Annotated in this window: 20 protein-coding genes, 1 tRNA gene and 2 riboswitches; of the genes, 12 read left to right on the top strand and 9 right to left on the bottom strand. The window is 61.8% G+C overall.

Annotated features, from left to right (window positions below):
* Positions 1 to 33: 33 nt before the first annotated feature.
* The 5 genes from P3T23_RS05740 to P3T23_RS05720 all read right to left on the bottom strand — a co-directional run bounded on the left by P3T23_RS05740 (position 34) and on the right by P3T23_RS05720 (position 6,984).
* Positions 34 to 1,239 carry a class I SAM-dependent methyltransferase gene (locus P3T23_RS05740; RefSeq protein ID WP_429315207.1) on the bottom strand — a complete coding sequence of 402 codons (1,206 nt, stop codon included), beginning with the start codon at positions 1,237 to 1,239 and terminating at the stop codon, positions 34 to 36.
* Entirely contained in the window at positions 1,236 to 2,177 is a 942-nt protein-coding gene (locus P3T23_RS05735) for a UDP-glucuronic acid decarboxylase family protein (protein WP_429315206.1), read from the bottom strand. The genes P3T23_RS05740 and P3T23_RS05735 overlap by 4 nt, the downstream gene beginning before the upstream one ends.
* Positions 2,174 to 3,991 carry a tetratricopeptide repeat protein gene (locus P3T23_RS05730; protein WP_429315360.1) on the bottom strand — a complete coding sequence of 606 codons (1,818 nt, stop codon included), beginning with the start codon at positions 3,989 to 3,991 and terminating at the stop codon, positions 2,174 to 2,176. Before P3T23_RS05730 ends, P3T23_RS05735 begins: the two co-directional genes overlap by 4 nt.
* A 59-nt stretch (positions 3,992 to 4,050) precedes the next feature.
* A complete protein-coding gene (locus tag P3T23_RS05725) occupies positions 4,051 to 6,192 on the bottom strand; it encodes a tetratricopeptide repeat protein (RefSeq protein WP_429315205.1) in 2,142 nt (713 codons plus the stop codon).
* 105 nt (positions 6,193 to 6,297) lie between these two features.
* Complete coding sequence (locus P3T23_RS05720; RefSeq protein ID WP_429315204.1) at positions 6,298 to 6,984, bottom strand: glycosyltransferase family 2 protein; 687 nt, start codon at positions 6,982 to 6,984, stop codon at positions 6,298 to 6,300.
* 567 nt (positions 6,985 to 7,551) lie between these two features.
* Between P3T23_RS05720 and P3T23_RS05715 the strand changes: the two genes are divergently transcribed.
* From P3T23_RS05715 to P3T23_RS05690, 6 genes are all read left to right on the top strand, one after another.
* Positions 7,552 to 9,249 carry a glycosyltransferase gene (locus tag P3T23_RS05715; RefSeq protein ID WP_429315203.1) on the top strand — a complete coding sequence of 566 codons (1,698 nt, stop codon included), beginning with the start codon at positions 7,552 to 7,554 and terminating at the stop codon, positions 9,247 to 9,249.
* Between the two features lie 231 nt (positions 9,250 to 9,480).
* Positions 9,481 to 10,725 (top strand): DegT/DnrJ/EryC1/StrS family aminotransferase, encoded by a 1,245-nt coding sequence (locus tag P3T23_RS05710; RefSeq protein ID WP_429315202.1) that lies wholly within the window; start codon positions 9,481 to 9,483, stop codon positions 10,723 to 10,725.
* Between the two features lie 181 nt (positions 10,726 to 10,906).
* Entirely contained in the window at positions 10,907 to 11,497 is a 591-nt protein-coding gene (locus P3T23_RS05705) for a class I SAM-dependent methyltransferase (protein WP_429315201.1), read from the top strand.
* 80 nt (positions 11,498 to 11,577) lie between these two features.
* Positions 11,578 to 12,774, top strand: coding sequence for a DegT/DnrJ/EryC1/StrS family aminotransferase (locus tag P3T23_RS05700; protein ID WP_429315200.1), 1,197 nt, complete (start codon positions 11,578 to 11,580; stop codon positions 12,772 to 12,774).
* Positions 12,775 to 12,791: 17 nt separating this feature from the next.
* Positions 12,792 to 14,000 (top strand): DegT/DnrJ/EryC1/StrS family aminotransferase, encoded by a 1,209-nt coding sequence (locus tag P3T23_RS05695; protein WP_429315199.1) that lies wholly within the window; start codon positions 12,792 to 12,794, stop codon positions 13,998 to 14,000.
* Complete coding sequence (locus P3T23_RS05690) at positions 13,981 to 14,793, top strand: WbqC family protein (protein WP_429315198.1); 813 nt, start codon at positions 13,981 to 13,983, stop codon at positions 14,791 to 14,793. The genes P3T23_RS05695 and P3T23_RS05690 overlap by 20 nt, the downstream gene beginning before the upstream one ends.
* A 334-nt stretch (positions 14,794 to 15,127) precedes the next feature.
* Here the strand turns inward: P3T23_RS05690 and P3T23_RS05685 are convergent, their stop codons facing one another.
* The 3 genes from P3T23_RS05685 to P3T23_RS05675 form a co-directional block, all read right to left on the bottom strand.
* Positions 15,128 to 15,301: a hypothetical protein gene (locus tag P3T23_RS05685; RefSeq protein WP_429315197.1), complete on the bottom strand. Its 174-nt coding sequence runs from the start codon at positions 15,299 to 15,301 to the stop codon at positions 15,128 to 15,130.
* 13 nt (positions 15,302 to 15,314) lie between these two features.
* Positions 15,315 to 16,277, bottom strand: coding sequence for a tyrosine-type recombinase/integrase (locus P3T23_RS05680; RefSeq protein WP_429315196.1), 963 nt, complete (start codon positions 16,275 to 16,277; stop codon positions 15,315 to 15,317).
* A 172-nt stretch (positions 16,278 to 16,449) separates the two neighbouring features.
* Positions 16,450 to 16,525 (bottom strand) — tRNA-Arg (locus P3T23_RS05675).
* Positions 16,526 to 16,819: 294 nt separating this feature from the next.
* Here P3T23_RS05675 and P3T23_RS05670 point away from each other — a divergent pair.
* Complete coding sequence (locus tag P3T23_RS05670; protein ID WP_429315195.1) at positions 16,820 to 17,725, top strand: c-type cytochrome; 906 nt, start codon at positions 16,820 to 16,822, stop codon at positions 17,723 to 17,725.
* Positions 17,726 to 17,834: 109 nt separating this feature from the next.
* Here the strand turns inward: P3T23_RS05670 and P3T23_RS05665 are convergent, their stop codons facing one another.
* The gene (locus P3T23_RS05665) at positions 17,835 to 19,919 is read right to left on the bottom strand and encodes a UvrD-helicase domain-containing protein (RefSeq protein ID WP_429315194.1); all 2,085 of its coding nucleotides are present in this window, start codon (positions 19,917 to 19,919) and stop codon (positions 17,835 to 17,837) included.
* A 239-nt stretch (positions 19,920 to 20,158) separates the two neighbouring features.
* On the opposite strand from P3T23_RS05665, the gene P3T23_RS05660 reads away from it, so the two are divergent.
* The 5 genes from P3T23_RS05660 (at position 20,159) to gcvP (ending at position 26,802) form a co-directional block, all read left to right on the top strand.
* A complete protein-coding gene (locus tag P3T23_RS05660; RefSeq protein WP_429315193.1) occupies positions 20,159 to 21,208 on the top strand; it encodes an oxidoreductase in 1,050 nt (349 codons plus the stop codon).
* Positions 21,209 to 21,360: 152 nt separating this feature from the next.
* Positions 21,361 to 21,708: a hypothetical protein gene (locus P3T23_RS05655; protein ID WP_429315192.1), complete on the top strand. Its 348-nt coding sequence runs from the start codon at positions 21,361 to 21,363 to the stop codon at positions 21,706 to 21,708.
* Between the two features lie 169 nt (positions 21,709 to 21,877).
* Positions 21,878 to 21,979, top strand: a riboswitch (glycine riboswitch).
* Between the two features lie 34 nt (positions 21,980 to 22,013).
* A riboswitch (glycine riboswitch) is annotated at positions 22,014 to 22,145 on the top strand.
* Between the two features lie 80 nt (positions 22,146 to 22,225).
* Entirely contained in the window at positions 22,226 to 23,344 is a 1,119-nt protein-coding gene (gene gcvT, locus P3T23_RS05650; RefSeq protein ID WP_429315191.1) for a glycine cleavage system aminomethyltransferase GcvT, read from the top strand.
* 63 nt (positions 23,345 to 23,407) lie between these two features.
* The gene (gcvH, locus tag P3T23_RS05645; RefSeq protein ID WP_133661361.1) at positions 23,408 to 23,788 is read left to right on the top strand and encodes a glycine cleavage system protein GcvH; all 381 of its coding nucleotides are present in this window, start codon (positions 23,408 to 23,410) and stop codon (positions 23,786 to 23,788) included.
* A 77-nt stretch (positions 23,789 to 23,865) separates the two neighbouring features.
* On the top strand, positions 23,866 to 26,802 hold the full coding sequence (gene gcvP / locus P3T23_RS05640) for an aminomethyl-transferring glycine dehydrogenase (protein ID WP_429315190.1): 2,937 nt from the start codon (positions 23,866 to 23,868) through the stop codon (positions 26,800 to 26,802).
* Positions 26,803 to 26,857: the final 55 nt, after the last annotated feature.

Raw genomic sequence — 26,857 nt, 5'->3', positions numbered from 1 at the left:
ACGGAAACGCCTCCCGCCGCACCGTCCGGTTCGTCAATAGGGGTGGGAGGCTGCGCCGAAGCTCACGAGTTCACCGTCGTGCTCGATCATCACGTCCTGCACGGTGATTCCTTCGCGTGACATCTCAGCGATGATGTCACGCGCCCGCCACTGCGTGGGTATCACAATCACATCGACCGCAGCGTCCTTCAGCACGTCGCGGTACTGGATCTGCTGCCCGGTTCCCGGCACGTAGGTGCCAGCCTTGTGCGGATCAGAGTCGACAACCAGTGGAAAACGCAGGGCGTCGGCGCCGAATTGATGGATGAAGGCTGCGGCCTTCCCGGTCCCTCCCCAGATTGCGACGCGTTTGCCCGATGCCGAAATCGCCGACAGTTGCTGCGCGATCGTCTTGCGGCTTGTCACCGTGCGCGCGGCGAAACGGGCCGCGGCTTCCGCACGTACGCGCGACTGCGTAGAGACGCCGAGCCTGACAAGCGCGTAGACAACTTCGCCGTCGTAGCCGTGTTCGAGCGTGACGACCTCGCCCGCACGCGACATCAGCGCACGGAACGACTCGGTGGTGAAGTGCGACACGTGCTCGTAGAAGAAATCGGCGAGCCGGCTGGTTTCGAAGACACGGTCAATACACGGCACTTCGGCGAACAGCCAGCATTCCTTGCCCTGCATGGTCGCGCCCCACGCAAGCGCTTCCAGCAGCTTCGCCGGTTCGGTGAGGTGTTCGAGCACGTGACGAATCACGACGGCATCGGGCGTGAAAGCAGCCATGTCGACGAGCGGCTCGAACAGCCGCGCATGAAACTCGACACCGTTGCCCGTTTCGGGGCTCGCGTTCGGATCGAAGCCGACAAAACGGCCCGCCTCGCGCGCCTGCGCGAGCCCGCGCACGAAATGCCCTTCGCCGCAACCGATCTCGACGACGAGCGGCGCATCGGCCAGCCGGTTCAACAGCAAATCGCGCGTGTTAGCGAGGTGGCCTTTCCAGATCGAGCCGTTGTTGAACATCCGGTTCGGATTGCTCTCGTAGGGAATCGCTTCGTAACGGAATTTGTGATTCCAGACATGCGAACAGGCCGGACATTGGACGAAGTCCTGCGCATGGCGCGGCAACGCGCGTGCGGCGTCGGCCGACGTGGGCCAGGCGAGCGTCGCCAGGGTTTGCTCGCCGGCCGGAAAAAAGCGGGCTGCGACAAAGTGAGCGCAAACCGGGCAGCTCGCTGCCACCATATCGAGACTCATGATGTCACCACCCTCCTGAAATATGCGATGGTCTCCTTCAGACCGTCTTCGAGTCCAATGCCGGGCTGCCAGTCGAGATGCCGGCGCGCCTTCGAGATGTCGGGCCGACGTTGAACAGGATCGTCCGGGGGAAGCGGGCGGTACACGAGACGGCTCTTCGAGCCGGTCAGACGCAGCACCGTTTCCGCCAGTTCCCGGATCGTAATTTCCGACGGATTGCCGACATTCACCGGACCGACTTCGTCGTCCTGGTCCATCATCCGCAGCAACCCTTCGACCAGATCATCGACGTAGCAGAACGAGCGGGTCTGGCTGCCATCGCCGTATAGCGTGATCGGCTCGCCCTTCAATGCCTGCATGATGAAGTTCGACACGACGCGGCCATCGTCGGGGCGCATGCGCGGTCCATAGGTGTTGAAGATCCGCACGATCCGGATGTCGACGCCGTGCTGCCGGTGATAGTCGAAAAACAGCGTTTCGGCGCAACGCTTTCCTTCGTCATAGCAGGCGCGCGGTCCGTTCGGATTCACGTTGCCCCAGTAACTTTCCTGCTGCGGATGCTGCTGCGCATCGCCGTAGACCTCGCTCGTCGACGCTTGCAGGATCCGCGCACTGCAGCGTTTGGCTAGCCCCAGCATGTTGATCGCGCCGAGGACCGCCGTCTTCACGGTGGAAACGGGATCGCTCTGATAGTGCACGGGACTCGCCGGACAGGCCATGTTGAACACGCGGTCCGCCTCGACGTAGAGGGGCAGCCACACATCGTGGCGGATCAGCTCGAAGTTCACCTCGCCGATCAGATGCTGGATGTTCTGCTTGCTGCCGGTATGAAAATTGTCGACGCACATCACGTCGTGGCCGGCGCGCACCAGCCGGTCGCACAGGTGCGAGCCAAGAAAGCCGGCGCCGCCGGTAATCAGGATCGAGTCTGCGTTCATTGCGTCGCTTCCACACTGGCGATGTGTTGGGCCCACATCCCGTGAAGCGCGCTCTCGAGATTCTTCGCAAACCGCGGTGCATCGCACAGCGGCGACGCGAGCACCTGCTCGCGCAGACCCGCGCGCAGTGCGCTCAGGCGTTCGCTATCATCGGCAAAGGCTACTGCCCGGGCGATATAGTCTTCATCGTTGTCGGCAATCCAGCCGCCGAGACCAGCCGAGTGCAACAGGCTTTCGCAGATGTGCGACAGGAAGCGGTCGCCGCGGCGACATAGCACCGGCACGCCCATCCACAAGCCTTCAGCCGTCGTGGTACCGCCCGCATACGGAAACGGGCTTAGCGTGATGTCGACGCGATTGAACGCTGCCAGATATTCGCCGCGGGGCGAATGGCCTTCCAGGATCAATCGCGAAGCAGCGATTCCATGAGCGGCGAAACGACGGACGACTGCCTCGCGGACGTGCGCGACGTCGAGGTGTTCAGCCTTGAGGAACAGGCGCGATCCCGGTACCGACAGCAGCAGGCGGGACCATACGGCGATGACGGGGTCGCTCACCTTCGTCAGCTTGCCGAAGCATCCGAACGTCACGTGGCCGTTGGCGAGCATCGGCAGCGGCCCGACCTTGATGTCATCGCGCGGCGGCGTGAAGCACAGGTAGCTGTCAGGCAGGCGCCACGGCTTCTCGACGAAGTGCGCTTCTTCCGCAGCGGGCAGCACGTGACGGTCGCCGAGCACATAGTCGATCGTGCGCAAACCCGTGCTGGCAAAATAGCCGGGCCAGCTCACCTGTACCGGCGCGGGCTTGCGCGCGAAGAGTGGCAAACGGTTGTACGTGGTGTGGCCCGACGCATCGATGAGCACGTCGATGCGGTCGTCGCGAATCCTCCGCGCGGCCGCTTCGTCGCTCATGCCGGCAATGCTCGTCCATGCGGCAAAGCGCGGCATGATGCGGTACGTCAGTTCGTCTTCCCGCACGCGCGTCGGGTAGGCGAAGAGTTCGACGCGCGCCGGATCAAGATTCGCTACGACGCTTTCCAGAAAGTACCCGACCGGGTGCTTCTTCAGATCGCCCGAGACGACGCCGACGCGCAACGGCCGTGTGGTTCGCGCTCCGGTATCCACCAGCCAGTCCGACCAGGGTTTCACCTGGGCGCCAGCGCTTTGCGCAAAGCGCTGCGCCTCGTCCAGGTACTCTGCTACCGACAGGTCGTGTCTATAGTTCAGAGCGAACAGCAGATTGCTGCGCGGCGCGGCGAAATCCGGTCGCAGCGAAATCGCTTGACGGTATGCCTCGATAGCGGCATCGAGTTCGTCGAGTTCCATCAGCGTGTTCGCGAGGTTGTTGTATGCCTGCCCGTGCTCCGGCTGCAGGCTGAGGACGTCGCAAAACGCCTGCGCCGCCGCTTCATACTCCTTGAGGGCCCGCAGCGCATTGCCAAGATTGTTATGCGCGTCGACATAGTCCGGCTGCAGCGCCAACGCCTGGCGGAAACACTCGGCCGCGGCTGCAGGCCGATTGTGCGTCTGCATGACGTTGCCAAGGTTGTAGTAGTAGATCGCCTGCGGGTTGCGGGCGATCGCCGCCATGATCAGCTCGGAGGCGGTGTCGTATTGCCCGAATTGATGCGCGATAAGCCCCAGCAGGTGCTGTGCGTCCGCATGGTCCGGGTGGGTCGAGAGAATCTGCCGGTACAGCGTCTCGGCCTCGTCCAGGCGATCAGCCTGATGAAGTTCGAGCGCGGTCTGGAGCATGGTTTCCACCGGCACCGCGAGCGGCGCGGGCGTTGCGGCGAAGATCGCCGGCGCCGGCATACGCTGCCAGGAGACACCGCCGCCTTCGAGCGGTGACGGGTCGTGATTACCGAGGTCGTTCATGGTGAAATGTGCCCCGCGTGATTCGGGGCCTTCTCTGGTAGGTGTCGCTCTGTATTAACGACTTGTTGGGCAACCGCTTGAGGGTGCAGACCGGCCTGCGCACCCGCAACGTACTGGCGCCACATGCCCCGGAATGCCGCTTCCAGGTTGCGCGCGAAGCGCGCTGCATCGCACAGCGGCGAGCTGTGAAGTTGCTGGCGCAAGCCCGCCCTCAGACGCTTGAGGTAGTCATGAGCGGCGGCGAAAGATACTGCTTTTTCGACGTAGTCGTCGTTGTCGCGGGCGATCCACTGCGCGAGGCCCACGTTGTGCAGAATGCTTTCGCCGATGTGCGACAGAAACCGGTCGCCACGGCGAGTGAGTACCGGCACCCCCATCCACAACGCTTCAAGGGTGGTCGTGCCGCCCGGATACGGGAACGGGTCCAGCGCAATGTCCACACGGTTGTAGGCCGCGAGCAATCCAGTACGCGGCGACGCCCCTTCTAGCGTCAGGCGCGCGTCATCGATGCCAAGAGCGGCGAATCGAGCCGACATGGCGCGCCGCATGGATGAATCGCCAAGCTGCCTTGTCTTGAGAAAAAGCCGCGATTCCGGGACCGCGCGCAGCACACGTGCCCACAACTCGATGACAGCGTCGTTCAGTTTGACGAGATGGTTGAAACAACCGAACGTCAGCGTGCCGCTACCCAGCACCGGCAACGTGCCGATCTGGACTTCCGGCACTGGCGGCGTAAAGCAGACATAGCTGTCCGGCAGGCGCCAGGGCTGCTCGACGAAGTGCGCCGCCTCGGCATCCGGCAATACATGGCGATCGCCGAGGATATAGTCGATCGCGCGCAACCCTGTGGTTGCGAAGTAACCCAGCCAGCTCACCTGAACCGGTGCTGGCTTCCATGCGAACATCGGAAGCCGGTTGTGATTCGTATGCCCGGACAGGTCGACGAGGATGTCGATACCGTCCGCACGGATCCGCTTCGCGCAGGCTTCATCGTGCTGACCGGCCAGCCGATGCCATGCGGAAAAATGTGGCTTGAGACGGGCCGTCAGGGCATCTTCGTGCAGTCGAGTCACGTAGGCGACCAGTTCGAATCGCGCCTTGTCCAGATGAGCAACCACGCTTTCCAGGAAGAAGCCAACAGGATGCGTGTTCAGATCGCCGGACACGAAGCCGACGCGCAGCCGACGCGTCAAGTCGCCCGCGCGGGACTCGTGCACGAAGGGACGGGCTCGCGCGATCTGCTGCTCGCCGAAGCGGCGCGCGGCGTCGAACTGCTCGTCCACAGATGCGTGCGGAAGCAGGTTCAGTTGCAGCAGCAGATTACTGTGTGCCTGAAGCTGGTTTGCGTCGAGCGCGATTGCCTCGCGAAAGCAGGCAACAGCATCATCGAGAAGGCCCTGGTCACGCAGCACGTTACCCAGATTGTTGTGCATCGCTGCTACACCGGGTTTTAACGCGATCGCCTTCCGATAGCACGCCGTTGCCTCATCGAGCCGGCCCTGCTTTTCGAACAGGTTGCCGAGATTGTTGTGCGCCTCGGCATAGTCCGGACGCAACCCGAGTGCCTTGGCGTAGCTTTTCATCGCAGCGTCGAAGCTACCGTGATCCGTGAGTGCATCGCCCAGATTGCTCCAGGCTTCCACGTAGTCCGGCTGCAAGGCGAGCGCATTCGCGCAGCTTTCCATTGCGCCGAGTGGGTCGGCCGCGATGCGCAGTGCATTGCCGAGATTGTTGTGCGCTTCGACATAGTCAGGCCGGCGCGCAAGTGCTTCGCGATACGCGGCGATGGCAGCATCGTGTTGGCCCTGTCTTCCCAGCACATTGCCCAGGTTGCTGAAATACGTCGCGTCGGGCTGCAGGAGGATCGACTGCTGGATCAATTCGAGGCCGGTGGCGTGCTCGCCCGTATCGCACAGGAGCAGACCGAGAAAATGCATCGCGTCGGCGTGTTCCGGCTCGACGACCAGGATCTGACGGTAGAGCACCGCAGCGTCATTCGTCCGCCCTGTCCGATGGTGCGCAAAAGCAGTCTCAAGCAATGCGGCAACGGTCGCAGGCGCGGCGACGACGAGCGCAGGCAGCGGCGCGCCTTGCCCGCCGCTAACGTCCGCGCAATCTTTGTCGCCCAGTCTGTCCATTGGCTTTGTCCATCCTCATCGCCTTAGCGCATCGATATGGTTGAGCACCTGAGCGTCGCGTCGTATCGATAGGATAGCTGATCAGGTCGCTCGAGTTGCGTATGACTAGTCCGTGTATTTCTGCAGGTAGCGCTGATACGCGTCACGCCAGGCGGGCGTGCCGAATGCGCCACCGCTTTCATGGATAACGCTGATGGGCCACGTGCCCATCTTCAAGCCTTTCAGTTCGGCCTGCCGGCAGAAATCCATGTCGTAAAAGTGAAATGCGAACTGCTCGTCGAAACCCAAACCGGCTTCGATCAGGCGCGCGCTATCGGCCGCTAGCAGCAGGCCGTCGAGGAGCTTGCACTCCAGTCCTGACGGTCCATACATCGAGACATCGCTGCACGGAAACCCGTTGCCATGCCCCACCACGCCGCTGAAGAAGCGCGGCTCGTCGCGCGTGAAAGCCGCATCGACAAAAATCCAGGCCGGTTGGCGCGGGACGCGGCGCGTGTTGCCCGCCAGACCGACCACATCGAACTTTTCGACCGCCTCACGAATCCTGTCCATCCAGAAGAAGTCGGACAGGTAGATATCGTCGTGAATGAAAACCAGGATCGCGGGGTCTTTCGTCGCCTGCTGGATCGCGTGGTTGTAAATCGAGGAAAGGCCGGCCTTGTTGTTGTCGAACAGGAGAAGCTGCGGCGGATTCCGGTAGCGACAATGCGAGAGCGAACGCCCCAATGCGGTCTTCTGCGCGAAGTCGTCATAGGATCCACGGGTGCCGCAAACCAGTCGAATGGGCTTCATAAAGGGGAATCCAGGGAAGGCGAATGGTCCAGCGTCATCGGGGCGCGCCCGTATCGGTAAGGGCGGGCGACGCGCAGAACCGCACGCGGCCGCCATCCCGACAGTCGGACAATGCCACGGGGCACAGCCGCGCGTCCGCGATGATTGGACATTGCCGCATATTCTGGGTGCGACAGGCCACTCCTGATCGATGGATAAGGCCGCGTAAATGGTCGTTATTCGGCGCACTGTTCTGACCGGCTCCTGACGGGCATGCGCTACAACCGGATTGGCGGCGCCAACGCTGCAATGACGTCCGCCCCTTCAGCAAACCGGGGCGGGACGTCGATGCGAACAAAACTGGAATGAAGGGGCGAGTTCCCTTGACGGGGCTTTCGCACCCCGTCGCGCGAAATGCCCGCTAAATGGCGGTCTGTTCCCCGAATCAGAACGCAACAATCAGCGTTAGTCTCCACGCATCGCTGAAAGGCTCCGCTCACCCTGCTCGCGCACAAGCTACTGAACAGGCTGCCGCCGACTGAAGGCTCGAGGCCCACATCCAGACTGAATACGGGAGAGTTCGATTTAATGGCAACGGTCAGTATCCTGATACCTGCGTACAAGACGCAGTACCTCGTGCGTGCGATTACAAGCGCACAGAACCAGACCTTCACTGACATCGAGATTCTCGTAGGTGATGACACTCTCGATGGAATCCTGCGGGGAACCGTCGAAGGCCTTGATGATCCGCGCATTCAGTATTTTCATCACGGCTTTCAGAAAGGATCGCGCAACCTCCAGGCACTGTGGGAACGCGCAAAGGGAAAATATGTCAAGTTCCTCTTCGATGACGACATCCTGCTGCCTAAATCGGTCGAAACGCTCGTCGCGGCGCTGCAAGCCGACACGGATTCGGTACTAGCCTTCCACGAGCGAGTATTCATCGACACCAACGACCAGGTGACGTCAGCGCCGCCGCGCCTGCTCGCAGATGGCCATACCGCGCGCATCGACCGCGCTTTCCTGGTGGAGCACATGGTCTGCCAGTTGAATAACTTCATCGGTGAGCCGAGCAACGTGATGCTCGATCGCGAACGGTTCGACCCTGCGCGGATCTTCCATTATCATTCGCGGCCTCTTAACTACCTGGGCGACGTCGCCACCTACCTGAACGCGGCCGAGCAGGCGCCCATTATCGCAGTTGGCGGATACCTGAGTGCATTCAGACAGCACGCGGATCAAGCCTCCAACCAGCATAGTCCGCATTTCAGCGCAGGGCTCTATGAATGGGAACTGATCGTGCGCAGCGAAGCAGCGGCAGGACGACTGAGTGGCGCTGCGCTCGAAGGTGTGAAGCGGCAACTGGGGAGGTTGTATGCGCCCTGGACCATATCGTTGCCTGAAATCGCACGTCTCGCCGCTAATCTGGACGAGCTGGTCGAACTCAACCCGCTCGAACTGCTGGAATCGAGCCAGTTCCAGTCGGATCTCGCACATGCGCGCGAAGCCCTGACAGCGCGGGTTACAGCTCGAAGGAAAGGCACTGCGCAGGCGCAGAAATTCTGCGCCGTATGCGAAAACCCGGTGGGAGGCTGGATACCGCACCCAGAGGCAAGAAGTGACCGCGAGTTCATGCGACAAATGGGTGCGGTCGGCTCTACTCTGGAAAACCACCTGTGCCCGAATTGCTACTGCAATGACCGTGAGCGGCATCTCTGGCTCTATCTCGATCGGGCGCAGATTCTCAAGGACATCTCCCGGAAGCGCGTTCTGCACATTGCACCCGAAGCGGGGCTTGAGCGGAAATTCAGCGCATTGCAGCCCTTCGAATACGTTACTGGCGATTTGTCCCCGCAGAAGCCGGACCATCGGAAGATCAACGTCGAGCGAATCGATTTCCCTGACGACTACTTCGATCTGATCTTCTGCAACCACGTGCTGGAGCACGTCGACCGGCCAGACACGGCACTTGCCGAGCTTGCCCGTTGCCTCGCTCCGGGAGGATATCTCGTTGCGCAAACACCCTATTCGCCGATACTCAGGCAGACGTTTGAGCTTTACATCGCCCCGTCAGGGCCTTTTGCCACGCGCTATTTTGGCCAGGCCGACCATGTGCGCCTTTTCGGAGCGGACCTTATCGATCGCTTCCGCGCGACCGGGTTAAATGGCGATCTGTACCCGCACACAACGGTGCTCGGCGACATTGACCCCGACACCTGGGGCTGCAACGGGCGAGAACCGCTCTTTCTCTTCGCGAAGGGGCCCGCGCCCGCATTCCCGAACTGAATAGCGTGCGTCGAAGGCGGTGACGGCGAATGCGCGGGAAGGATGCGCCTGGCAGTCAGGCCCGCGGACATCCTTTTGGTCGAATTGGCGTGTATTCGCCCTGCTAATTCACCGATCGCCTCATATGCTGCGGTGACAGACTTGCAACATGCCGCCTTCGCCTCCGAGCGAAGGCAATGTCTTCCCGCTCATCGGCTCAGACATAACACGACTTCTACCGCGGCCCCGTACATGACAACGAATACCCTGTTTGCCAACGGCCATCTGTCCGGTTTCCCGACGACGCAGGACGCATCGGGACATGGTACGTCCGTCGGACAGACCAGGCCGGCAACAGGAGACTTGCCGCGTGGGCTGATTCCTGTGACGCAACCTTACCTGCCACCGCTTGAGGAGTTTCAGCCGTATCTGCAAGAAATCTGGGACCGCAAATGGGTAACGAATAACGGCGTATTCCATCAACAGCTCGAACAGCAGCTGTGCGACTATCTTGGCGTCGAACATCTGTCGCTATTCTCCAACGGCACGCTCGCGCTGATTACGGCGTTGCAGTCGATGAAGATCACGGGCGAGGTGATCACCACTCCGTTCAGTTTCGTGGCTACGACCCATGCGTTGCACTGGAACGGCATCAAGCCGGTGTTTGCCGATATCGACCCTGTCAGCATGAACCTCGATCCGGGAAAGATCGAGGCCGCGATTACGCCACAGACTACGGCTCTCCTTCCAGTGCACGTGTACGCCAATCCCTGCGATGTAGAACGGATCGAAGCAATCGCCGACACGTACGGTCTGCGCGTCATCTATGATGCAGCACACGCATTCGGGGTCCGTATTCGTGGCAGGTCCGTCCTCGAATACGGCGACATGTCGGTGCTCAGTTTTCATGGCACCAAGGTCTTCAATACATTCGAAGGGGGTGCCATTGTCTGCCGCGACGAAAAAACCAAACGTCGAATCGACAACCTGAAGAATTTCGGCTTTGTGAATGAAACAACCGTCGTGGCGCCCGGCATCAACGGGAAGATGAATGAAGTACAGGCTGCGTTCGGGTTGCTGCAACTGAAGCACATGGATCATGTCGGAGCGCAACGCGCGCGCATCGATGCGCGCTACCGAAGGGCGTTTCACAATGTACCTGGGCTGACGATGCACTGTGTGCCCAAGCATTGCACCCAGAATTACGCGTATTTCCCGATCCTCGTGACTCCTGCGTTTCCCGTCAGCCGCGACGATCTTTACGCCGAACTTCGTGCTCATCAAATTGCCGCGCGCCGGTATTTCTATCCGCTCATCAGCGAATTTCCGATGTATCGCGGTCTGTCCTCTGCTGGCGCCCACAATCTGCCGGTCGCCACTGCGCTGTCGCAGCAGGTCCTATGCCTGCCGATCTTCCCAGCGTTGGAGGAGAGCGACCAGGAACGGATCATCGAGGTAATTCTGGCCTGCGCAGAGCGCAATCGCCGCGCGAACTAAATCGCCAACCACCAAACCGGTCGGAGCAATCCCGATGACAACTCATATGCATAGCACGCAGCGCGACTATCCCACCGTCGTCGACTACGACAGGCACGCGAGGAACTGCGCGCCAGATGACTTCTGGGGCCAGATTAAACGTACCGTGAATGGCAAACCTGTACCCGAGTCGCACATTGACATGATCGTCGATACGATCAAGCAAAATCTGGCGTTATGCGCGAACGACGTTGTGCTGGATCTCGCCTGCGGTAACGGCGCGCTGTCACAGCGCCTGTTCGAATCATGCGCGGCTCTGGTTGGCGTGGATATTTCGGAATACCTGATCGAAGTAGCGAACAACTATTTCGCCGATGCGCCGCGCTTTACGTTCACCGCCGGAAGCGCGGCCGCATACCTGCGTGTTGAGCCAGCACCCGAACGGTTCACGAAGGTTTTGTGCTACGGCAGCTTCGCCTATTTCTCGCAAGAGGATGCGCAAGAGAGCTTGCAGTTGCTGCACGACCGGTTTGTGAACGTCGAGTCGATCTTTATTGGCAACTTGCCTGACCGCGACCGCGCCGCGAAATTTTACGCACCACGTGAACCGGATCCGCGTGAGCTCGTCGACCCACAAGCGCAGATCGGCATCTGGCGCACCCGAAAGGAATTCGCCTCGCTGGTTGCCGATGCCGGATGGGACGCGCAATTCTCGACGATGCCCTCGGAATACTATTCTGCTCATTACCGTTACGACGTCCTGCTGCGCCGCCGGGCGGCCCACCCGGTGTAAGCGGAGTCCGCAACGCGTCGTGCCCTCCTGATACAACCGTCATCCCGTCTCGATCACGGCAAGCTGCCGCGTCACTGACCATGTCCACTAAAGTCCATACGCAAGATCTCGCACTGTTTGGCGCTGCGCCGTTGTTCGAGATACCGCGCTCAATTTCCAATCTGGTTCGGCCGGACATCGAACGCTTTCTGGATTATTCGAAGACGATCTTCGCCACTGGACGATATACGGGGCACGCTTCAGCCGTAAGCCTGCTTGAACAACGTCTCGCCGAATTCCATCAGACGAAATATTGCGTTGCCGTATGTGGCGGCTTCTGGGCAGTTGTGTTAGCGATTAAATGTCTGGCGCTGCCCGGAAAGACCGAGGTCGTGATGCCCTCGCTGACGTATCGCCGTCTGGCTGATTGCGTCGCCTGGGCAGGTCTTACACCTCACTTTTGTGAAGTCGACGAAAGGCTACTTTGCGTGACGGCGGAGACGGTACGCCCGTGTATCAACGAAAATACCGCGCTATTACTGGGGGTCCATCCTATTATCAACGGCTGTGACGTTGGCGGCCTTGAACAGTTGTCGGCGGAGACTCGCATTCCTCTCGTTTTCGACTCTGTCGAGGCCGCGTATTCCAGCTATAAGGGACGCTATACCGGCTCGTTTGGTCACGCCGAGTGTTTCTCCATGCAGTCGAGTAAATTCCTGAATGCCTTCGAAGGTGGCTATGTAACGACCAACGATCACGAGCTTGCCTCCCGGCTCGCACTGGTCCGCGACACCGGTACATCCTTTTCAGGCTCTGATAGCGTGACAGGTATCAACGCCGCCCAGAACGAAATACACGCAGCCATGGCGCTAGCCGCACTCGATGATGCCGAGGCGCAGGTAGGGAGAAACAAGCAGCGCTACGAAACCTACAGGCGATTGCTTAGCGCCGTTCCCGGCGTGCGCCTTGTTGAGTTCGACGAGCGTGAACGCTGCGGCTATAAAAACATCGTGATCGAGCTGCTCGATGACTGGCCCTTGGACCGCGGTCAAACTATCGAATTACTACACGCCGAGAACATGCTGGTGCGCGCTTACTACGCGCCGCCATTGCATCAGATGGAGGTCGGCTATGAAACGATCTTCGCAGACATGTCATTGACTGACCGGCTTTCGGAACGATTCCTTTGTTTGCCGTGCGGGCATTTCGTCAGTGACGACGACATCAATTCAATCGTCGCTTTGCTGGATCTGATTCAAGCAAACGCTGATGACATCCTTGAGCGGATTAAAAAATGAACCCAGGGAGGTCAAACGTGGACAGCCTTGCGATTCTCGGTGGAACGCCGCAACTGAGCCAACCGCTGCAATTCGGACAACACTATTTTCCCAGCTGGAGTCGCTATGAGTCCGTGTTCCGGGACATCTTCGAGCGGCAGTACTACACCAATCATGGCCCGTTGGCGCAACAACTCGAAGCGAGGCTTGCCACGTTGCTGCAGGTGAAGCACGCGATCTGCATAACCAACGGGATGATTGCCCTCAGTATCGCGACGCAAGCGCAGGAGTTAAAAGGTAAGATCATTTTGCCGGCGTGGTCAAACGCCGCGGTCGTCGGGTCTGTGAGGATGGCGGGGCTCGAGCCGCTATTTTGCGATGTCGACCCGCGGACCGCCGGCCTCACTGCAGTGCAGGTTGAACCATTCCTGGGACCGGGTGTCGCCGCGATTTTGGCGAGCAATGTGGGAGGAGACGCCTGCGAGGTCGCTGCGCTTCAGACGCTGAGTGAGCGCGCCGGAGTCGCCTTGTATTTCGACTCGGCGCAGGCGCTGGGTTGCCGCATGAACGGTGCGCCGCTGGGAGGTTTCGGTCGAATAGAGATTTTCTCGCTGCACTCCGAGGATTTGCTGAGTGCGACCGAAGGCGGCTGCATCTGTACCAACGATGACGCGCTAGCGGCCAAGGTCCGCAACATTCGCGGTAATTACGGACGGGGGCACTTCGTGCCTGTGGTCAAGACGGGCAATGGCCGCATGTCCGAAGCGCAAGCCGCTATTGCACTCCTGAACCTGGACGAACTGACCACCCACCAGGAACACAACGACAAGATTTTTCGCGCATATCAGCAGCGGCTCGCCGATATTCCAGGCGTCCGGCTGCGGATTCCTGCGCAGGTCGAGCACAGCAACCACCAATGCGTCACTTGCGAAATCGACGAAGCTGAGTTTGGACTTACTACCCGAGAGCTCGTCGCCGCCTTTCGAGCCGAAAACATCGAGGTGAGAGACAGCCAGTCGACCGCCTCGTACACGTGCGTTCCTTCTGCTCTTCGTGAAGCACAGGACAACGGCCGGATGCCCGTCTCTGAGCGCCTTGCGGCGGTGATGCTGCAGTTGCCAACAGGTGCGCGTGTCGACGTAGCAATGGTCGAACGGGTCGTATCGGTACTGGCACTCGCCCGACTGCACGCTGCCACGATCCGGCGGACCTTGAGCGCAAATTGCAATGCCACATCGTCCTATTGAATCGCAACGCGCAAACGGGGATGCGGGCCGCTTCGTCACGCCGGACGAGGAACTCACACGCCCGGCGACGACGGGGCGCGTCGCAAGCGCACCCAAACGGGTCGCTATTATGCAGCCTTACTTCTTTCCGTATATCGGGTACTTCCAGCTAATCAAAGCAGTAGACCAATTCGTCGTGTACGACAACATCCAGTACACGAAGAAAGGCTGGATTAACCGCAATCGATTCCTGAAAGGCGGCAGGGACGAGACATTTTCGATTCCACTGAAAAAAGACTCAGACTATTTGAATGTTGTCGAGCGGCGGGTCTCAGCCGATTTCAACAAGCGAAAGTTTCTCAACCATCTCAGCGAAGCCTATCGCAAGGCACCGCATTTCGATCCGGTATTTGCATTGGTCGAACAGGTAGTGATGTTAGCGGAGCTTAACCTGTTTGCGTTTATCCGCAATTCCATCGACCAGACCTGTGCCTATCTGGAAATCGCCACCCCGATTCTGGTGTCGTCGATGCTGCCCATCGATCATGCATTGCGCGGGAGCGACAAGGTCATCGCGATCTGCAACGCACTGGATGCGGACACGTACATCAATTCGATTGGGGGACGGTCGCTATATGACAAGGACGAGTTCAAGCGCAACGGATTGACGCTCAAATTTTTGCAGTCGAAACCCATTGAGTATCGGCAGTTCGGGGCAGCTTTTGTCCCCTATCTTTCGATCATCGACGTCATGATGTTCAATGAAAAATCCACGGTCAGGGATCTCATCGAACTCAGTTGCGACCTGCTATAACGTACCCGGCCAGCGGTTCAGGTAAGCCGCCGCACGTTGTGCCGTTGCGCAGGCTCTGCCTCAGTCTTTGGATTTTGGGTACCGCACGAGATGTTAACTTCGTTAATTTTTCGCAGGCAACGGGGATAAGGCGGCTGAAAACCGACCGCCCGAACCGTGGCCGGCTGCGAGGGACTAGTCAGCGAATCCTTCGCCGGGCAGGCGCGGCGGTGGCTGCTGCAGTGAGTGAGTGAAGGAGGAGGAAGGGAAGCGTAGATTCTTCGGTCGTGTCTCTATTGGCCCCGGCTAGGATCGAAAAAAACGGGGAGAGGTGTACTGGGTAAGGGGTTAAGGGTTAACTATCGCCCAACTCCTCGCTCGACGCGTGAGCTAGATGACGCTCGATCACCTCTTTGTCCCACCCGAGATATTCCCGAATCAGCGTCCGGGCCGTCGCGCGAAAGCCATGGCCGGTAATCTGTTCTTTGGTGTCGTAACCCAGCGCACTGTTGATCGTGTTCTCGCTCATATAGCGAGTCGCCTCAGAGCGCTTGGCCATGCTGCGGAAGATCGGCCCGCTCGGCCCGGTTAGCGGATGCAAATCCCTCAGAATCTCCCATGGCCTGTGACGGAAGCGGCACCAAATGCGCTGGCGTGCGGCTATCCCTTTTCTTCCACTCCCGCATCTTCATCTTTTCCGGCGGGCAGTTCCAGATCCCGTCGTCAAGATCGATGTCTTCCCAGTGAGCAAAACGCAACTGACCGGGTCTCTGGAAAAGCAACGGAGCAAGCTGCAACGCCGCACGAGTGACGACATGCCCGTTGTAGGCACGGATATCGCGCAGCAACTGTCCAAGCCGCTCCGGGTCGGTGATAGCAGGGTAATGGCGGCTACGTACTGCGGGGAGTCCGCCGGTACGGTTATTCACAAAATTCCTGGCGGGTTCCAAAACACCGGCATCCACCGCGTACTGGTACACATGCTGAATCGTCTCGCGTACTCGCATCGCGGTCTCAAGATTGCCGCGCTCTTTGATGCGATAAAGACAGCGCACAACTTCGGTCGGCTTGATATCCCCCACCGGAAGTTGACCCACCCAAGGAAACACGTGCAATTCGAGGTAGCGGATTATTTTCTCAGCGTAACCGGCGGACCATTGGCGATCCTTTTCCGACGCCTTATGCCATGCCCGCAACATCAATTCAAACGTGTTGAGCCGAGCCGCCTGCTCTCGCTCCCGCTTATCGCGTCGAGCCTCTTTGGGGTCGATCCCGTCTGCTCGCCGCTCCATTTCGTCACGGGCCTTTCGACGAGCCGCTGCAAGCGAAACGATGGGGTATCGGCCGAGCCCTAACTTGATCTCTTTTCCGTCGCGCTTGTAGCGGTACAACCAGACCTTACGCGTCTGACGAACCCGAAGGTACAGCCCATCGCCATCCGCCAAGAAATATCCCTTCTCGCGAGGCTCAGCATTCTTGATCTGCAGGTCGGTGAGCTGTCCCATGGTGTACCCCAAAATCAGAATTGAGGGAAAGCCATTTTGGGGTACACCGCCGGGCACATGCGACCGCCGGATTTTCTCGGATTTGCTCGGCTTTCCCCGGACGCAAATATCCCGCAACGCCTTATCCGGCGAGGCTTTTCAGGATTTCAGGGGATTTCTACGGAAAACCAGATGGCGCGCCCGGCTGGGATCGAACCAGCAACCCCTGCCTTCGGAGGGCAGTACTCTATCCATTGAGCTACGGGCGCATTCGGCAAAAAGCGCTGCAAAATCAAACAAAGCAGCGCCCAAGCGAGACCGAGAGGATACCCGGTTTCCCGTGACACGTCCACCGAGGGGGCCCTTACGCCGGCCCCGTACCGGCGAAGGCGCTCGCGATCGCCCAGCGGCGGTGCCCCGCGATGCGGGTAAACGCCTGCTGAAGAGCTTCCCCGCCGCTCGCCGCCGCCGAAACGTTGCGTCTATAATCGTTCTCGCATTAATAGAACAGGTCGTTGCCGTCACGCTGTACCGCTCACAATATCCCCGGAGACGAGACAAGCATGAGCGAAGCACCCCACGGAAATCCGATCAAAACACCCGCACAGCTCATCGCTGCCGTCATTGCCGGGTTCGCTGTACCGATCATCATCATCGTCATGCTCGCCTACTACGTCGACAATTCGACCCGCACTGGCGCCGGTACTGACAGCCTCAACGATACCGTCGTCGCCCAGCGTATCGCGCCGCTCGCCCAGGTCGAGATTCGCGACGCCAACGCACCCCGCGTCTACAGGACCGGCGAGGAAGTCTACAAGGCCGTCTGCTCGGCGTGCCACGCCGCGGGCACCGCCGGCGCGCCGAAATTCACCAATACCGCCGACTGGGCGCCACGCATCGCACAGGGTTTCGACACGCTCTGGCACACCGCGCTCACCGGCAAGGGTGCGATGCCCGCGCGCGGCGGCACAAGCCCCGACGACTTTAGCGATTACGAAATCGGCCGCGCCGTCGCCTATATGGCGAACAACGCGGGGGCGAACTTCGCCGATCCGCCTGTGCCGGCTGCCGGCGCTTCGGGCGCCGCGGCGGCTTCCGGTGCAGCGCCCGCCGCCGCAGCCGGGGCGTCCGACACGGGCGCAGCGCAGGCGGCCGCCGCGATGGCCGCCATGGCCAGCATTCCGCAGGCTGCCGCTCCCGCCGCGGGCGCGACGCAAAGCGCGGACGCATCGCAGGCCGGCAAGGCGTTGTACACGCAGGTTTGCCAGGCGTGCCACGCCGCTGGCGTGCTCAACGCACCGAAGTTCGGCGACAAGGAAGCGTGGGCGCCGCGTCTGAAGGATCCGATGGACACCGTCTACAACTACGCGTTGCACGGCAAGGGCGCCATGCCGCCGAAGGGTGGCTCGACCGCGTCGGACGCCGACGTGAAGGCCGCCGTCGACTACATGGTCAGCGCGGTGAAATAACCGGCGGGGCTTCGGTCAGGAAAAGAGCCGCCGGGCCGAAGCGAAAATCGAAAATCCCTGCGCGCGCCGCAAGCGCCGCAGGGATTTTTTGTGCCTGCACGGACGACGCTCACGGCTTCTGCAACAGCGCCTTCAGGCTCGCGAGCCGGTCTTTCGGCGACATCGGCGCTTCTTCCGGCGTCGGCGGCGGTGCGTCATCGAGGCCCATTTCGGGAATGAAGCGCGACGGCTCGCACACCACGGTCTCCCGCGCGCGCTTTCGCTTCTTGCACCAGTTCAGATGCAGGCTGCGCTGCGCCCGCGTGATCGCGACGTACATCAGCCGGCGCTCTTCCTCGATGCGGCCGTCGTCGATCGGCGCGTCGTCCGAGCCGCCGCGATGCGGCATGATCCCTTCCTCGACACCCACCAGAAACACGTGCGGATATTCGAGGCCCTTCGACGCATGCACGGTCGACAGACGCACTGCATCCGGGTCCTCGTCCTTGCCTTCGAGCATCGACATCAGCGCGACCGTCTGGATCAGGCCCAGCAGGTTCTTGCCGGTGTCGGCCAGGCCGTCGGCGTTGTCGTAACCGGTGGCTTCGCTGCCAGCCGCAGGCTCGGGCTTCGTGCCCTTGCGCTTCAGCCATTCGAGAAACTCGAGCACGTTCTGCCACTTCGACTGCGCCTGGCGTTCGTCGAAAGCGTCGTACAGGTACGCCTCGTAGTGGATTGCGTCCATCAGGTCGTCGAGCACGGTGGTCGCGGCGTCCTTTTCGGCGCGATCGGTGAGACGCTGCATGAAATCGCAGAAGGTCCGCAGCGGTTCGACCTGACGCGCCGACAGCCGCGCCTCGATGCCGCCCATGAACACCGCTTCAAACAGTGACACCTTCGCCTGCCCCGCAAACGAACCCAGCGCCTCGAGCGTCGTGTTGCCCACCCCGCGACGCGGCGTCGTGATCGCGCGGATGAACGCGGGATCGTCATCGGCATTGGCGATCAGGCGCAGATACGCGCAGATGTCCTTGATTTCAGCCTTGTCGAAAAACGACTGGCCGCCCGACAGCACATACGGAATCCGTTCGCGCCGCAGCACCTGTTCGAAGATGCGCGCCTGAAAATTCCCGCGATACAGAATGGCGTAATCGCGAAACTGCGCGCGCCGCTCGAACTTGTGCGCCGACAGCCTGAACACCACCGATTCGGCTTCGTGCTCTTCGTCGTTGCAGGGCGTGACGGTGATCGTATCGCCCATGCCGTGCTCGGACCACAGCTTCTTCTCGAAGAGCTTCGGATTGTTCGCGATCACATTGTTCGCGGCGGTCAGGATACGCACCGTCGAACGATAGTTCTGTTCAAGCTTGATCACGTGCAACTTCGGGAAATCCTTGCCGAGCTGCGCGAGGTTTTCGAGTGTCGCGCCGCGCCAGCCGTAGATGGCCTGATCGTCGTCGCCCACCGCCGTGAACGCGGCGCGCGGGCCGGCGAGCTGCTTGAGCAACTCGTACTGGCACGCGTTCGTGTCCTGATACTCGTCGATCAGCAGATAGCGCAGCTTGTTCTGCCAGCGGTCGCGCACCTGCTCGTTGTTCGCGAAGAGTTCGGCAGGCAGCCGGATCAGGTCGTCGAAATCGACGGCCTGGTAGGCGTGCAGCGTCGCGACGTAGTTGCGGTAGACGATCGCGGCCTGATGCTCGTCCTCGTTGGCCGCAATCGCAATCGCCTCTTCCGGCATGATCAGGCCGTTCTTCCACAGCGAAATGATCGACTGGATCTTGCGGATGAAACCCTTGTCCGTCGAGCCGACCTGCTCCTGGATCATGCCGAAGCAGTCGTCGGAATCCATGATCGAGAACTGCGGCTTGAGGCCGACGTGCTCCGCCTCCTGGCGCAGGATCTGCACGCCGAGCGAGTGAAACGTGCACACGGTCAGCTGGTTGACGGGCACCTTGCGGCCTTCCTTGCCGGGCGTCGTCAGCACCTTGCCTTCGAGCAGCTTGCCGACGCGCTCGCGCATTTCCGCGGCAGCCTTGTTCGTGAAGGTGACGGCGGCGATATGGCGCGGTTCGAAACCTTTGGCTTCGATGAGGTGCGCGATCTTTTGCGTAATGACGCGCGTCTTGCCGCTACCCGCGCCGGCGAGCACGAGACACGGACCATCAAGATAGCGCACCGCTTCGCTTTGGGCGGAGTTCAGGCCTGCGGACATCGTCAGTGGATGGTATTGCGGTTGAGGGGCGCGTCGGCAACGGACGGCCCAGGGACAGGCGGCGCGGCAGTGTGGCCGGTGCGCGGCAACATCAAGTGCGGCGCGCATTCGGGATCGACCACCAGCGCGAGACCCGCGATGTTAACACGGATGACCCGGTGTCAAAGGCGCGCCCGTGCCACAATTAGGACGTTGCGCGCCGCCCCCGCCGCGTGCCGTTTATTGCAGGAAGAGCTTGCATGACTTCATCGCTGAAAACCGGTCTGATGGGCTACGGATTCGCCGGCGCGACGTTCCACGCGCCCGTCATCGACAATTGCGGCCGCGCGAGCGTCGCGGCGATCGCAACGGGCCAGCCGGACAAGGCCCGTGCCGATTATCCCCAGGCGGCGATCGTGCCGGACCTCGACGCACTGCTCGCGCTCACCGACATCGAATGCGTTGTCATTGCGACGCCCAACGACACGCATTTCGACCTCGCGAAGCGCGTGCTCGAAGCAGGCAAACATGTGGTGGTCGACAAGCCCGTCACGTTGACGGCGGCCGAAGCCCGCACCCTCGCCGACCTCGCACGTCAGAAAAATCTCGTGTTCGCCCCCTTCCACAACCGGCGCTGGGATGGCGACTTCCTGACCGTGCGCGATCTCGTCGCAAGCGGCGAGCTTGGCCGGATCACGCATTACGAGTCGCATTTCGACCGCTTCCGCCCGTATGTCCGGCAGCGCTGGCGCGAGGACGCGACGCGCGGCGGCGGCCTTCTGTTCGATCTCGGCCCGCACCTGATCGACCAGGCGCTGACGCTCTTCGGCGTGCCGCAGACGGTGAACGCGACCGTGAAAATCCATCGCGACGAAGGCAGCGCGCCGGACTACGTTCATCTGCAACTCGGCTATGCGGAGCACGAAGTGGTGCTGCATGCGAGCGCCCTGGTAGCCATCGCGCCGCCGCGTTTCGCGATTCACGGCACGCGCGGCAGCTATGTGAAGCACGGCCTCGACACCCAGGAAGACCAGCTGAAGGCGGGGCTGCGGCCGGGCCATGTCGAGTTCGGCGCCGGCAACGAACCGGGCGTGCTGCGCCTGCTCGACGGCGATCAGGAAGTCGAACGCCCGCTGCCGACGCGCGACGGCGCGTACGCCGATTTCTACCGCTCGCTCGCGGCGGCAATCCACGACGGCGTGCCGTTCCCGGTCAGCGCCGGGGACGCGGTCGACGTCATGACGATCATCGAGCTGGCCAACCAGAGTGCCGAAGAAGGTCGTCGGCTGCCGTTCAGCCGCGCTGGGTGATGCACCCGGCGCGTGTCACGTGAGCATCGTCTAAGCACCATCTGACGATCCCGAAAGGAATAAATCGTTACAAACAAGCGCGACCGGGCCGTCATCGAACGATGCGAGCCCGGCGTTCTAGACCGTATCAACTCAATCAAAGGGAGAATGGAATGCCTCGTTTGCTTCGCGCACTCGCCTGCTGCGCGCTGGTTTGCTCACTGGCTGCGTGCGTGGTCACTCCGCAGCAGACCGCCCAGCCGCGCCCTAATGGACACGAAATGGCGGTGCAGCGCTTCGATCAAGTCAACGAACGCATCGATAATCTGAGCCACCGCGTCGACATGCGCGTGAATCAGGGTTACTATCCGCCGCCCCAAGGCGGCGCATTCCATCACCGCCTCGACGTGATCCGCCAGGAAGCCCACGACATGGCGGCGCAACACGGCGGCGGCCTTTCCGGCGACGAACAGCGCGTCCTGAATCAGGAACTCGATTCCGCCGCCCACGCAATCGGCTAAAAATGCCTGATTGCTGCATGGCAGCTTAAGGAAGGGCGCGAGGCACTCCTCGCGCCCTTTTTCGTTCCCGCTACCGGCGCGCGATTTTTGACGCAACCGCCGGCTCACGCACCGCCCACACGCGCCGCGTGTCGCAATTTGACAAGCCCCGGGGCCTCGCGTACATTCGCCGCACGCGTCGGGAGAGCGCGCCGTCTGTTGTTCACACGCAGCCAGCGCCGCCGAAGGGGCACACCCGCAAACTCTCAGGCAAAAGGACCGACCGCGTCGAAGAATCCGTCTGCAACGCAATGGCAGACACCGGTTTTTCGCACTCTGGAGAGCGGCAGTAGCCCGTCGCAATACGACCGGCAGGCTGCCCACCGAAGGGGCGCGCGTTCGTCGTGACTGGCTCACGGCAGCGCAATCTCTCAGGTATCGAGGACAGAGGGGGCATGCATCGAATCGCTCGCAGGCACAAGGCCGCGAGGATGTTCGCCGCATGGCCTTTTTTGTTTCGCGAGACGCCCGAGGCCCCATGACCGAACTCAAACACACCCCGCTCCACGCCACCCATCGCGCGCTGAACGCACGCATGGTCGATTTCGGCGGCTGGGACATGCCCGTCAACTACGGCTCGCAGATCGACGAACACCGCGCGGTGCGTACCGATGCGGGCATGTTCGACGTGTCGCACATGTGCGTCGTCGACTTCACGGGCGAGCGGGTGCGTGCCTTTTTCGAATTCGCGCTCGCGAACAACGTCGCCAAACTGCAGACGCCGGGCCGCGCGCTCTATTCGTGTCTGTTGAACCCGAACGGCGGCGTGATCGACGATCTGATCGTGTACTACTTCGGCGAAGACCACTTCCGCGTCGTCGTCAACGCAGGCACGGCGGAGAAGGACATCGCCTGGTTCAACCAGCTCAATGCCGAAGGCGGCTACGGTCTGACGATTGCGCCGCGCCGCGACTTCGCGATCGTCGCCGTACAAGGTCCGAACGCCCGCGAAAAAGTCTGGCAAACCGTGCCGGACGCGCGCGCAGCCACCGAATCGCTGAAACCCTTCAATGCAGCACGCGTCGCCGATACTGCCTTTGGCGAGCTGACCGTCGCCCGCACCGGTTACACCGGCGAAGACGGCTTCGAAATCATCGTTCCGGCCACCCACGTCGAAGCGCTGTGGAACGCGCTTGCCGCCACCGGTGTGCGCCCGGCGGGCCTCGGCGCGCGCGACACGCTGCGCCTCGAAGCAGGCATGAATCTATACGGCCAGGACATGGACGACAACGTCTCGCCGCTCGACGCCGGCCTCGCGTGGACGGTCGACCTGGTGAACCCGCGCGCCTTCGTCGGCCGCCCGAAGCTGGAAGCGCAAGGCTCGCAAGCCTCGTTCGTCGGCCTGATCCTGCAGAAGGAAAACGGCAAGGCAGGCGGCGTGCTGCGCGCCCATCAGAAGGTCGTCACGCCGCACGGCGACGGCGAAATCACGAGCGGCACGTTCTCGCCGACCATGCAGGAATCGATCGCCTTCGCGCGCGTGCCGAAGGGCGTGCAGCCGGGCGACGTCGTCCATGTGCAGATCCGCGACAAGGCCCTGCCCGCAAGCGTGGTAAAACTGCCATTCGTGCGCAACGGCAAAGTGCTCGTCGCCTGAGCCGGACCGGCGCGCGCGTCTCCCTCTTCCAGCAACACGAACAATACGCAACAGGAGCATCCGATGAGCATCCCGGCCGATCTGAAATACACCGAATCGCACGAATGGGTCCGCACTGAAGCGGACGGCACGCTGACGGTCGGCATCACCGACCACGCGCAGGAAGCGCTCGGCGACATCGTTTTCCTCGAACTGCCGGAAGCCGGCAAGACGGTCGCCGCCGGCGACGCCGTCGCGGTGATCGAGTCGGTGAAAGCCGCCTCGGACATCTACGCACCGGTCGCAGGCGAGATCGTCGAGGCGAACACGTCGCTCGCCGACACGCCGGACTCCGTCAACGGCGCGCCGTACGAAAGCTGGCTCTTCAAGATCAAGCCGGCCGCGGGCGCTGCCACCGACCGTCTGATCGACGCCGACGCCTACTCGAAGTCCATCGGCGCGTAATTCTTTAACCGTCAGGTGCGGCGTCCACCCGGCTGGCCGGTCCAGCACACGGGACGGCCGCACCACCAGGAACACCCATGAAGCTCGAACACCCGGATCGTCTGATGAACCGCACCCCTCTCTCGCTCGCCGCGCTCGAAGTGCACGACGCCTTCGCCGAACGGCACATCGGCCCGGATTCCGCCGATCAGCAGGCGATGCTCGAAGCGCTCGGCTTCGCATCGCGCGCCGCGCTGATCGACGCGGTCATTCCGAAGACGATCCGCCGCAGCGAACCGCTGCCGCTCGGCCCCTTCGCCCAGCCGAAGAGCGAAGCCGAAGCGCTGGCCGCGCTGCGCGATCTGGCGGACAAGAACCAGGTGTTCCGCTCCTACATCGGACAGGGCTACTACAACGCGCACACGCCGACGGTCATCCTGCGTAACGTGCTCGAAAATCCGGCGTGGTACACCGCGTACACGCCGTACCAGCCGGAAATCTCGCAAGGCCGTCTGGAAGCGCTGCTGAACTTCCAGCAGATGATCATCGACCTGACCGGCCTGTCGATTTCCAACGCCTCGCTGCTCGACGAGGCCACCGCCGCCGCCGAAGCGATGACGCTGCTGCAACGCGTCGGCAAGCCGAAGTGGAACGTGTTCTACGTCGCCGACGACGTGCTGCCGCAAACCATCGAAGTCGTGCAGACGCGTGCGAAGCCGGTCGGTATCGAGGTGAAGGTCGGCCCGGCCGCCGACGCCGCGAGCGCGAATGCATTCGGCGTGCTGCTGCAATATCCGGGCGTGAACGGCGATGTGCGCGACTACCGCGCGCTGGCTGACGCGATTCACGCGGCGGGTGGCCACGTGGTCGTCGCCGCCGACCTGCTCGCGCTCACCGTGCTCACGCCGCCGGGCGAATGGGGCGCGGATGTTGCCGTCGGCAATACGCAGCGCTTCGGCGTGCCGGTCGGTTTCGGCGGCCCGCACGCGGCCTATCTCGCCGTGCGCGACGAGTTCAAGCGTCAGATGCCGGGCCGTCTCGTCGGCGTGACTGTCGATGCGCAAGGCAATCCGGCGCTGCGTCTCGCGCTGCAGACGCGCGAACAGCACATCCGCCGCGAAAAGGCGACCTCGAATGTGTGTACGGCACAGGCGCTGCTCGCGATCATGGCGAGCATGTACGCGGTCTACCACGGCCCGCACGGCCTCAAGACGATCGCGCTGCGCGTGAACCGCATCGCTGCCCTGCTCGCCGAAGGTGCGAAGCAGCTCGGTTACAGGCTCGTCAACGACACCTTCTTCGACACGCTCACGTTCGAAACCGGCGCACGCACTCAGGCATTGCTCGACGCCGCAGCGGCGAGGCGCATCAACCTGCGTCAGGTGAGCGACGCGCGCGTCGGTATCTCGATCGATGAAACCACGAAGCGCAGCGATCTCGCCGATCTGCTGGCCGTGTTCGCGCAGGCGGCGTTTGCCAGCGACGTCCCGCAAGTCGATGCACTCGACGCCGCACTGAGCGCGTCGAACGCTTCGTCGGTGCCGGCTTCGCTCGAACGCACGAGCGCGTATCTGACGCATCACGTATTCAACCGTCACCATTCGGAAACGGAAATGCTGCGCTATCTGCGCAGCCTGTCGGACAAGGACCTCGCGCTCGACCGCTCGATGATCCCGCTCGGCTCGTGCACGATGAAGCTGAACGCGACGTCGGAAATGCTGCCGGTCACGTGGCCGGAATTCGGTCAGATTCACCCGTTCGCGCCGGCAGAACAAACCGTCGGCTACCGCGAAATGATCGATCAGCTCGAGCAGATGCTGGTCGCCGCCACCGGTTACGCCGCTGTCTCGCTGCAACCGAACGCCGGCTCGCAAGGCGAATACGCCGGCCTGCTGATCATCCACGCGTATCACGCTTCGCGCGGTGAAGGTCATCGCAACGTCTGTCTGATTCCGGCTTCGGCGCACGGCACCAACCCGGCTTCAGCGCAGATGGCCGGCATGCAGGTCGTCGTGGTTGCCTGCGACGCGCAAGGCAACGTCGACATCGAAGACCTGAAGGCCAAGGCCGCGCAGCACGCTGACAAGCTCGCAGCGATCATGATCACGTATCCGTCGACGCACGGCGTGTTCGAGCAGAACGTCCGCGAAATCTGCGAGATCGTGCATGCGCACGGCGGCCAGGTTTATGTCGACGGCGCGAACATGAACGCGATGGTCGGTCTCACGGCGCCTGGCCAGTTTGGTGGCGACGTGTCGCACCTGAACCTGCACAAGACTTTCTGCATTCCGCACGGCGGCGGCGGACCGGGCGTCGGTCCGGTCGCGGTCGGCGCGCATCTGGCGAAGTTCCTGCCGAACCAGACGTCGTCGGGCTATGAGCGCGATGCGAACGGAATCGGCGCCGTTTCGGCCGCGCCTTACGGCTCGGCGTCGATCCTGCCGATCTCGTGGATGTACATCGCGATGATGGGCGCGAGGAACCTCACCGCAGCAACCGAAACCGCGATCCTCAACGCGAACTACGTCGCGAAGAAGCTCGCGTCGCACTATCCGGTGCTGTATTCGGGCCCGGGCGGACTCGTCGCGCACGAATGCATTCTCGATCTGCGTCCGATCAAGGAAACGAGCGGCATCAGCGTCGACGACGTCGCCAAGCGGCTGATGGATTACGGCTTCCACGCGCCGACCATGAGCTTCCCGGTGCCGGGCACGCTGATGGTCGAGCCGACCGAGTCGGAATCGAAGGAAGAACTCGACCGCTTCATCGAAGCGATGATTGCGATCCGCGACGAAATCCGCGCGGTCGAGGAAGGTCGCGCCGATCGTGAGGACAATCCGCTCAAGCATGCGCCGCACACCGCGGCGGTCGTCGTGGCCGACGACTGGAAGCATGCTTATGCGCGTGAAACCGCAGCGTATCCGTTGCCGTCGCTGGTCGCGAAGAAGTACTGGCCGCCGGTTGGCCGTGCCGACAACGTCTACGGCGACCGCAACCTGTTCTGCTCGTGCGTGCCGGTGGCGGATTACGCGTAAGCTCGACGTCGCTGTCTTAAGCCGCGTGCTGTCATTAGGCTGCACGCGGCCAACG

It is taken from the genome of Paraburkholderia sp. GAS448 (assembly GCF_050435685.1).
In the GTDB taxonomy this organism is placed as follows: domain Bacteria; phylum Pseudomonadota; class Gammaproteobacteria; order Burkholderiales; family Burkholderiaceae; genus Paraburkholderia.
This window is presented reverse-complemented; position numbering and strand designations above follow the sequence as displayed.

Bases quoted from the DNA above. Each gene is read 5' to 3' on its own strand.
- P3T23_RS05740 (WP_429315207.1), bottom strand. From the start codon at position 1,239: ATGAGTCTCGATATGGTGGCAGCGAGCTGCCCGGTTTGCGCTCACTTT.
- P3T23_RS05735 (WP_429315206.1), bottom strand. From the start codon at position 2,177: ATGAACGCAGACTCGATCCTGATTACCGGCGGCGCCGGCTTTCTTGGC.
- P3T23_RS05730 (WP_429315360.1), bottom strand. From the start codon at position 3,991: ATGCCGGCGCCGGCGATCTTCGCCGCAACGCCCGCGCCGCTCGCGGTG.
- P3T23_RS05725 (WP_429315205.1), bottom strand. From the start codon at position 6,192: ATGGACAGACTGGGCGACAAAGATTGCGCGGACGTTAGCGGCGGGCAA.
- P3T23_RS05720 (WP_429315204.1), bottom strand. From the start codon at position 6,984: ATGAAGCCCATTCGACTGGTTTGCGGCACCCGTGGATCCTATGACGAC.
- P3T23_RS05715 (WP_429315203.1), top strand. From the start codon at position 7,552: ATGGCAACGGTCAGTATCCTGATACCTGCGTACAAGACGCAGTACCTC.
- P3T23_RS05710 (WP_429315202.1), top strand. From the start codon at position 9,481: ATGACAACGAATACCCTGTTTGCCAACGGCCATCTGTCCGGTTTCCCG.
- P3T23_RS05705 (WP_429315201.1), top strand. From the start codon at position 10,907: ATGATCGTCGATACGATCAAGCAAAATCTGGCGTTATGCGCGAACGAC.
- P3T23_RS05700 (WP_429315200.1), top strand. From the start codon at position 11,578: ATGTCCACTAAAGTCCATACGCAAGATCTCGCACTGTTTGGCGCTGCG.
- P3T23_RS05690 (WP_429315198.1), top strand. From the start codon at position 13,981: ATGCCACATCGTCCTATTGAATCGCAACGCGCAAACGGGGATGCGGGC.
- P3T23_RS05685 (WP_429315197.1), bottom strand. From the start codon at position 15,301: ATGAGCGAGAACACGATCAACAGTGCGCTGGGTTACGACACCAAAGAA.
- P3T23_RS05680 (WP_429315196.1), bottom strand. From the start codon at position 16,277: ATGGGACAGCTCACCGACCTGCAGATCAAGAATGCTGAGCCTCGCGAG.
- P3T23_RS05670 (WP_429315195.1), top strand. From the start codon at position 16,820: ATGAGCGAAGCACCCCACGGAAATCCGATCAAAACACCCGCACAGCTC.
- P3T23_RS05665 (WP_429315194.1), bottom strand. From the start codon at position 19,919: ATGTCCGCAGGCCTGAACTCCGCCCAAAGCGAAGCGGTGCGCTATCTT.
- P3T23_RS05660 (WP_429315193.1), top strand. From the start codon at position 20,159: ATGACTTCATCGCTGAAAACCGGTCTGATGGGCTACGGATTCGCCGGC.
- P3T23_RS05655 (WP_429315192.1), top strand. From the start codon at position 21,361: ATGCCTCGTTTGCTTCGCGCACTCGCCTGCTGCGCGCTGGTTTGCTCA.
- gcvT (WP_429315191.1), top strand. From the start codon at position 22,226: ATGACCGAACTCAAACACACCCCGCTCCACGCCACCCATCGCGCGCTG.
- gcvH (WP_133661361.1), top strand. From the start codon at position 23,408: ATGAGCATCCCGGCCGATCTGAAATACACCGAATCGCACGAATGGGTC.
- gcvP (WP_429315190.1), top strand. From the start codon at position 23,866: ATGAAGCTCGAACACCCGGATCGTCTGATGAACCGCACCCCTCTCTCG.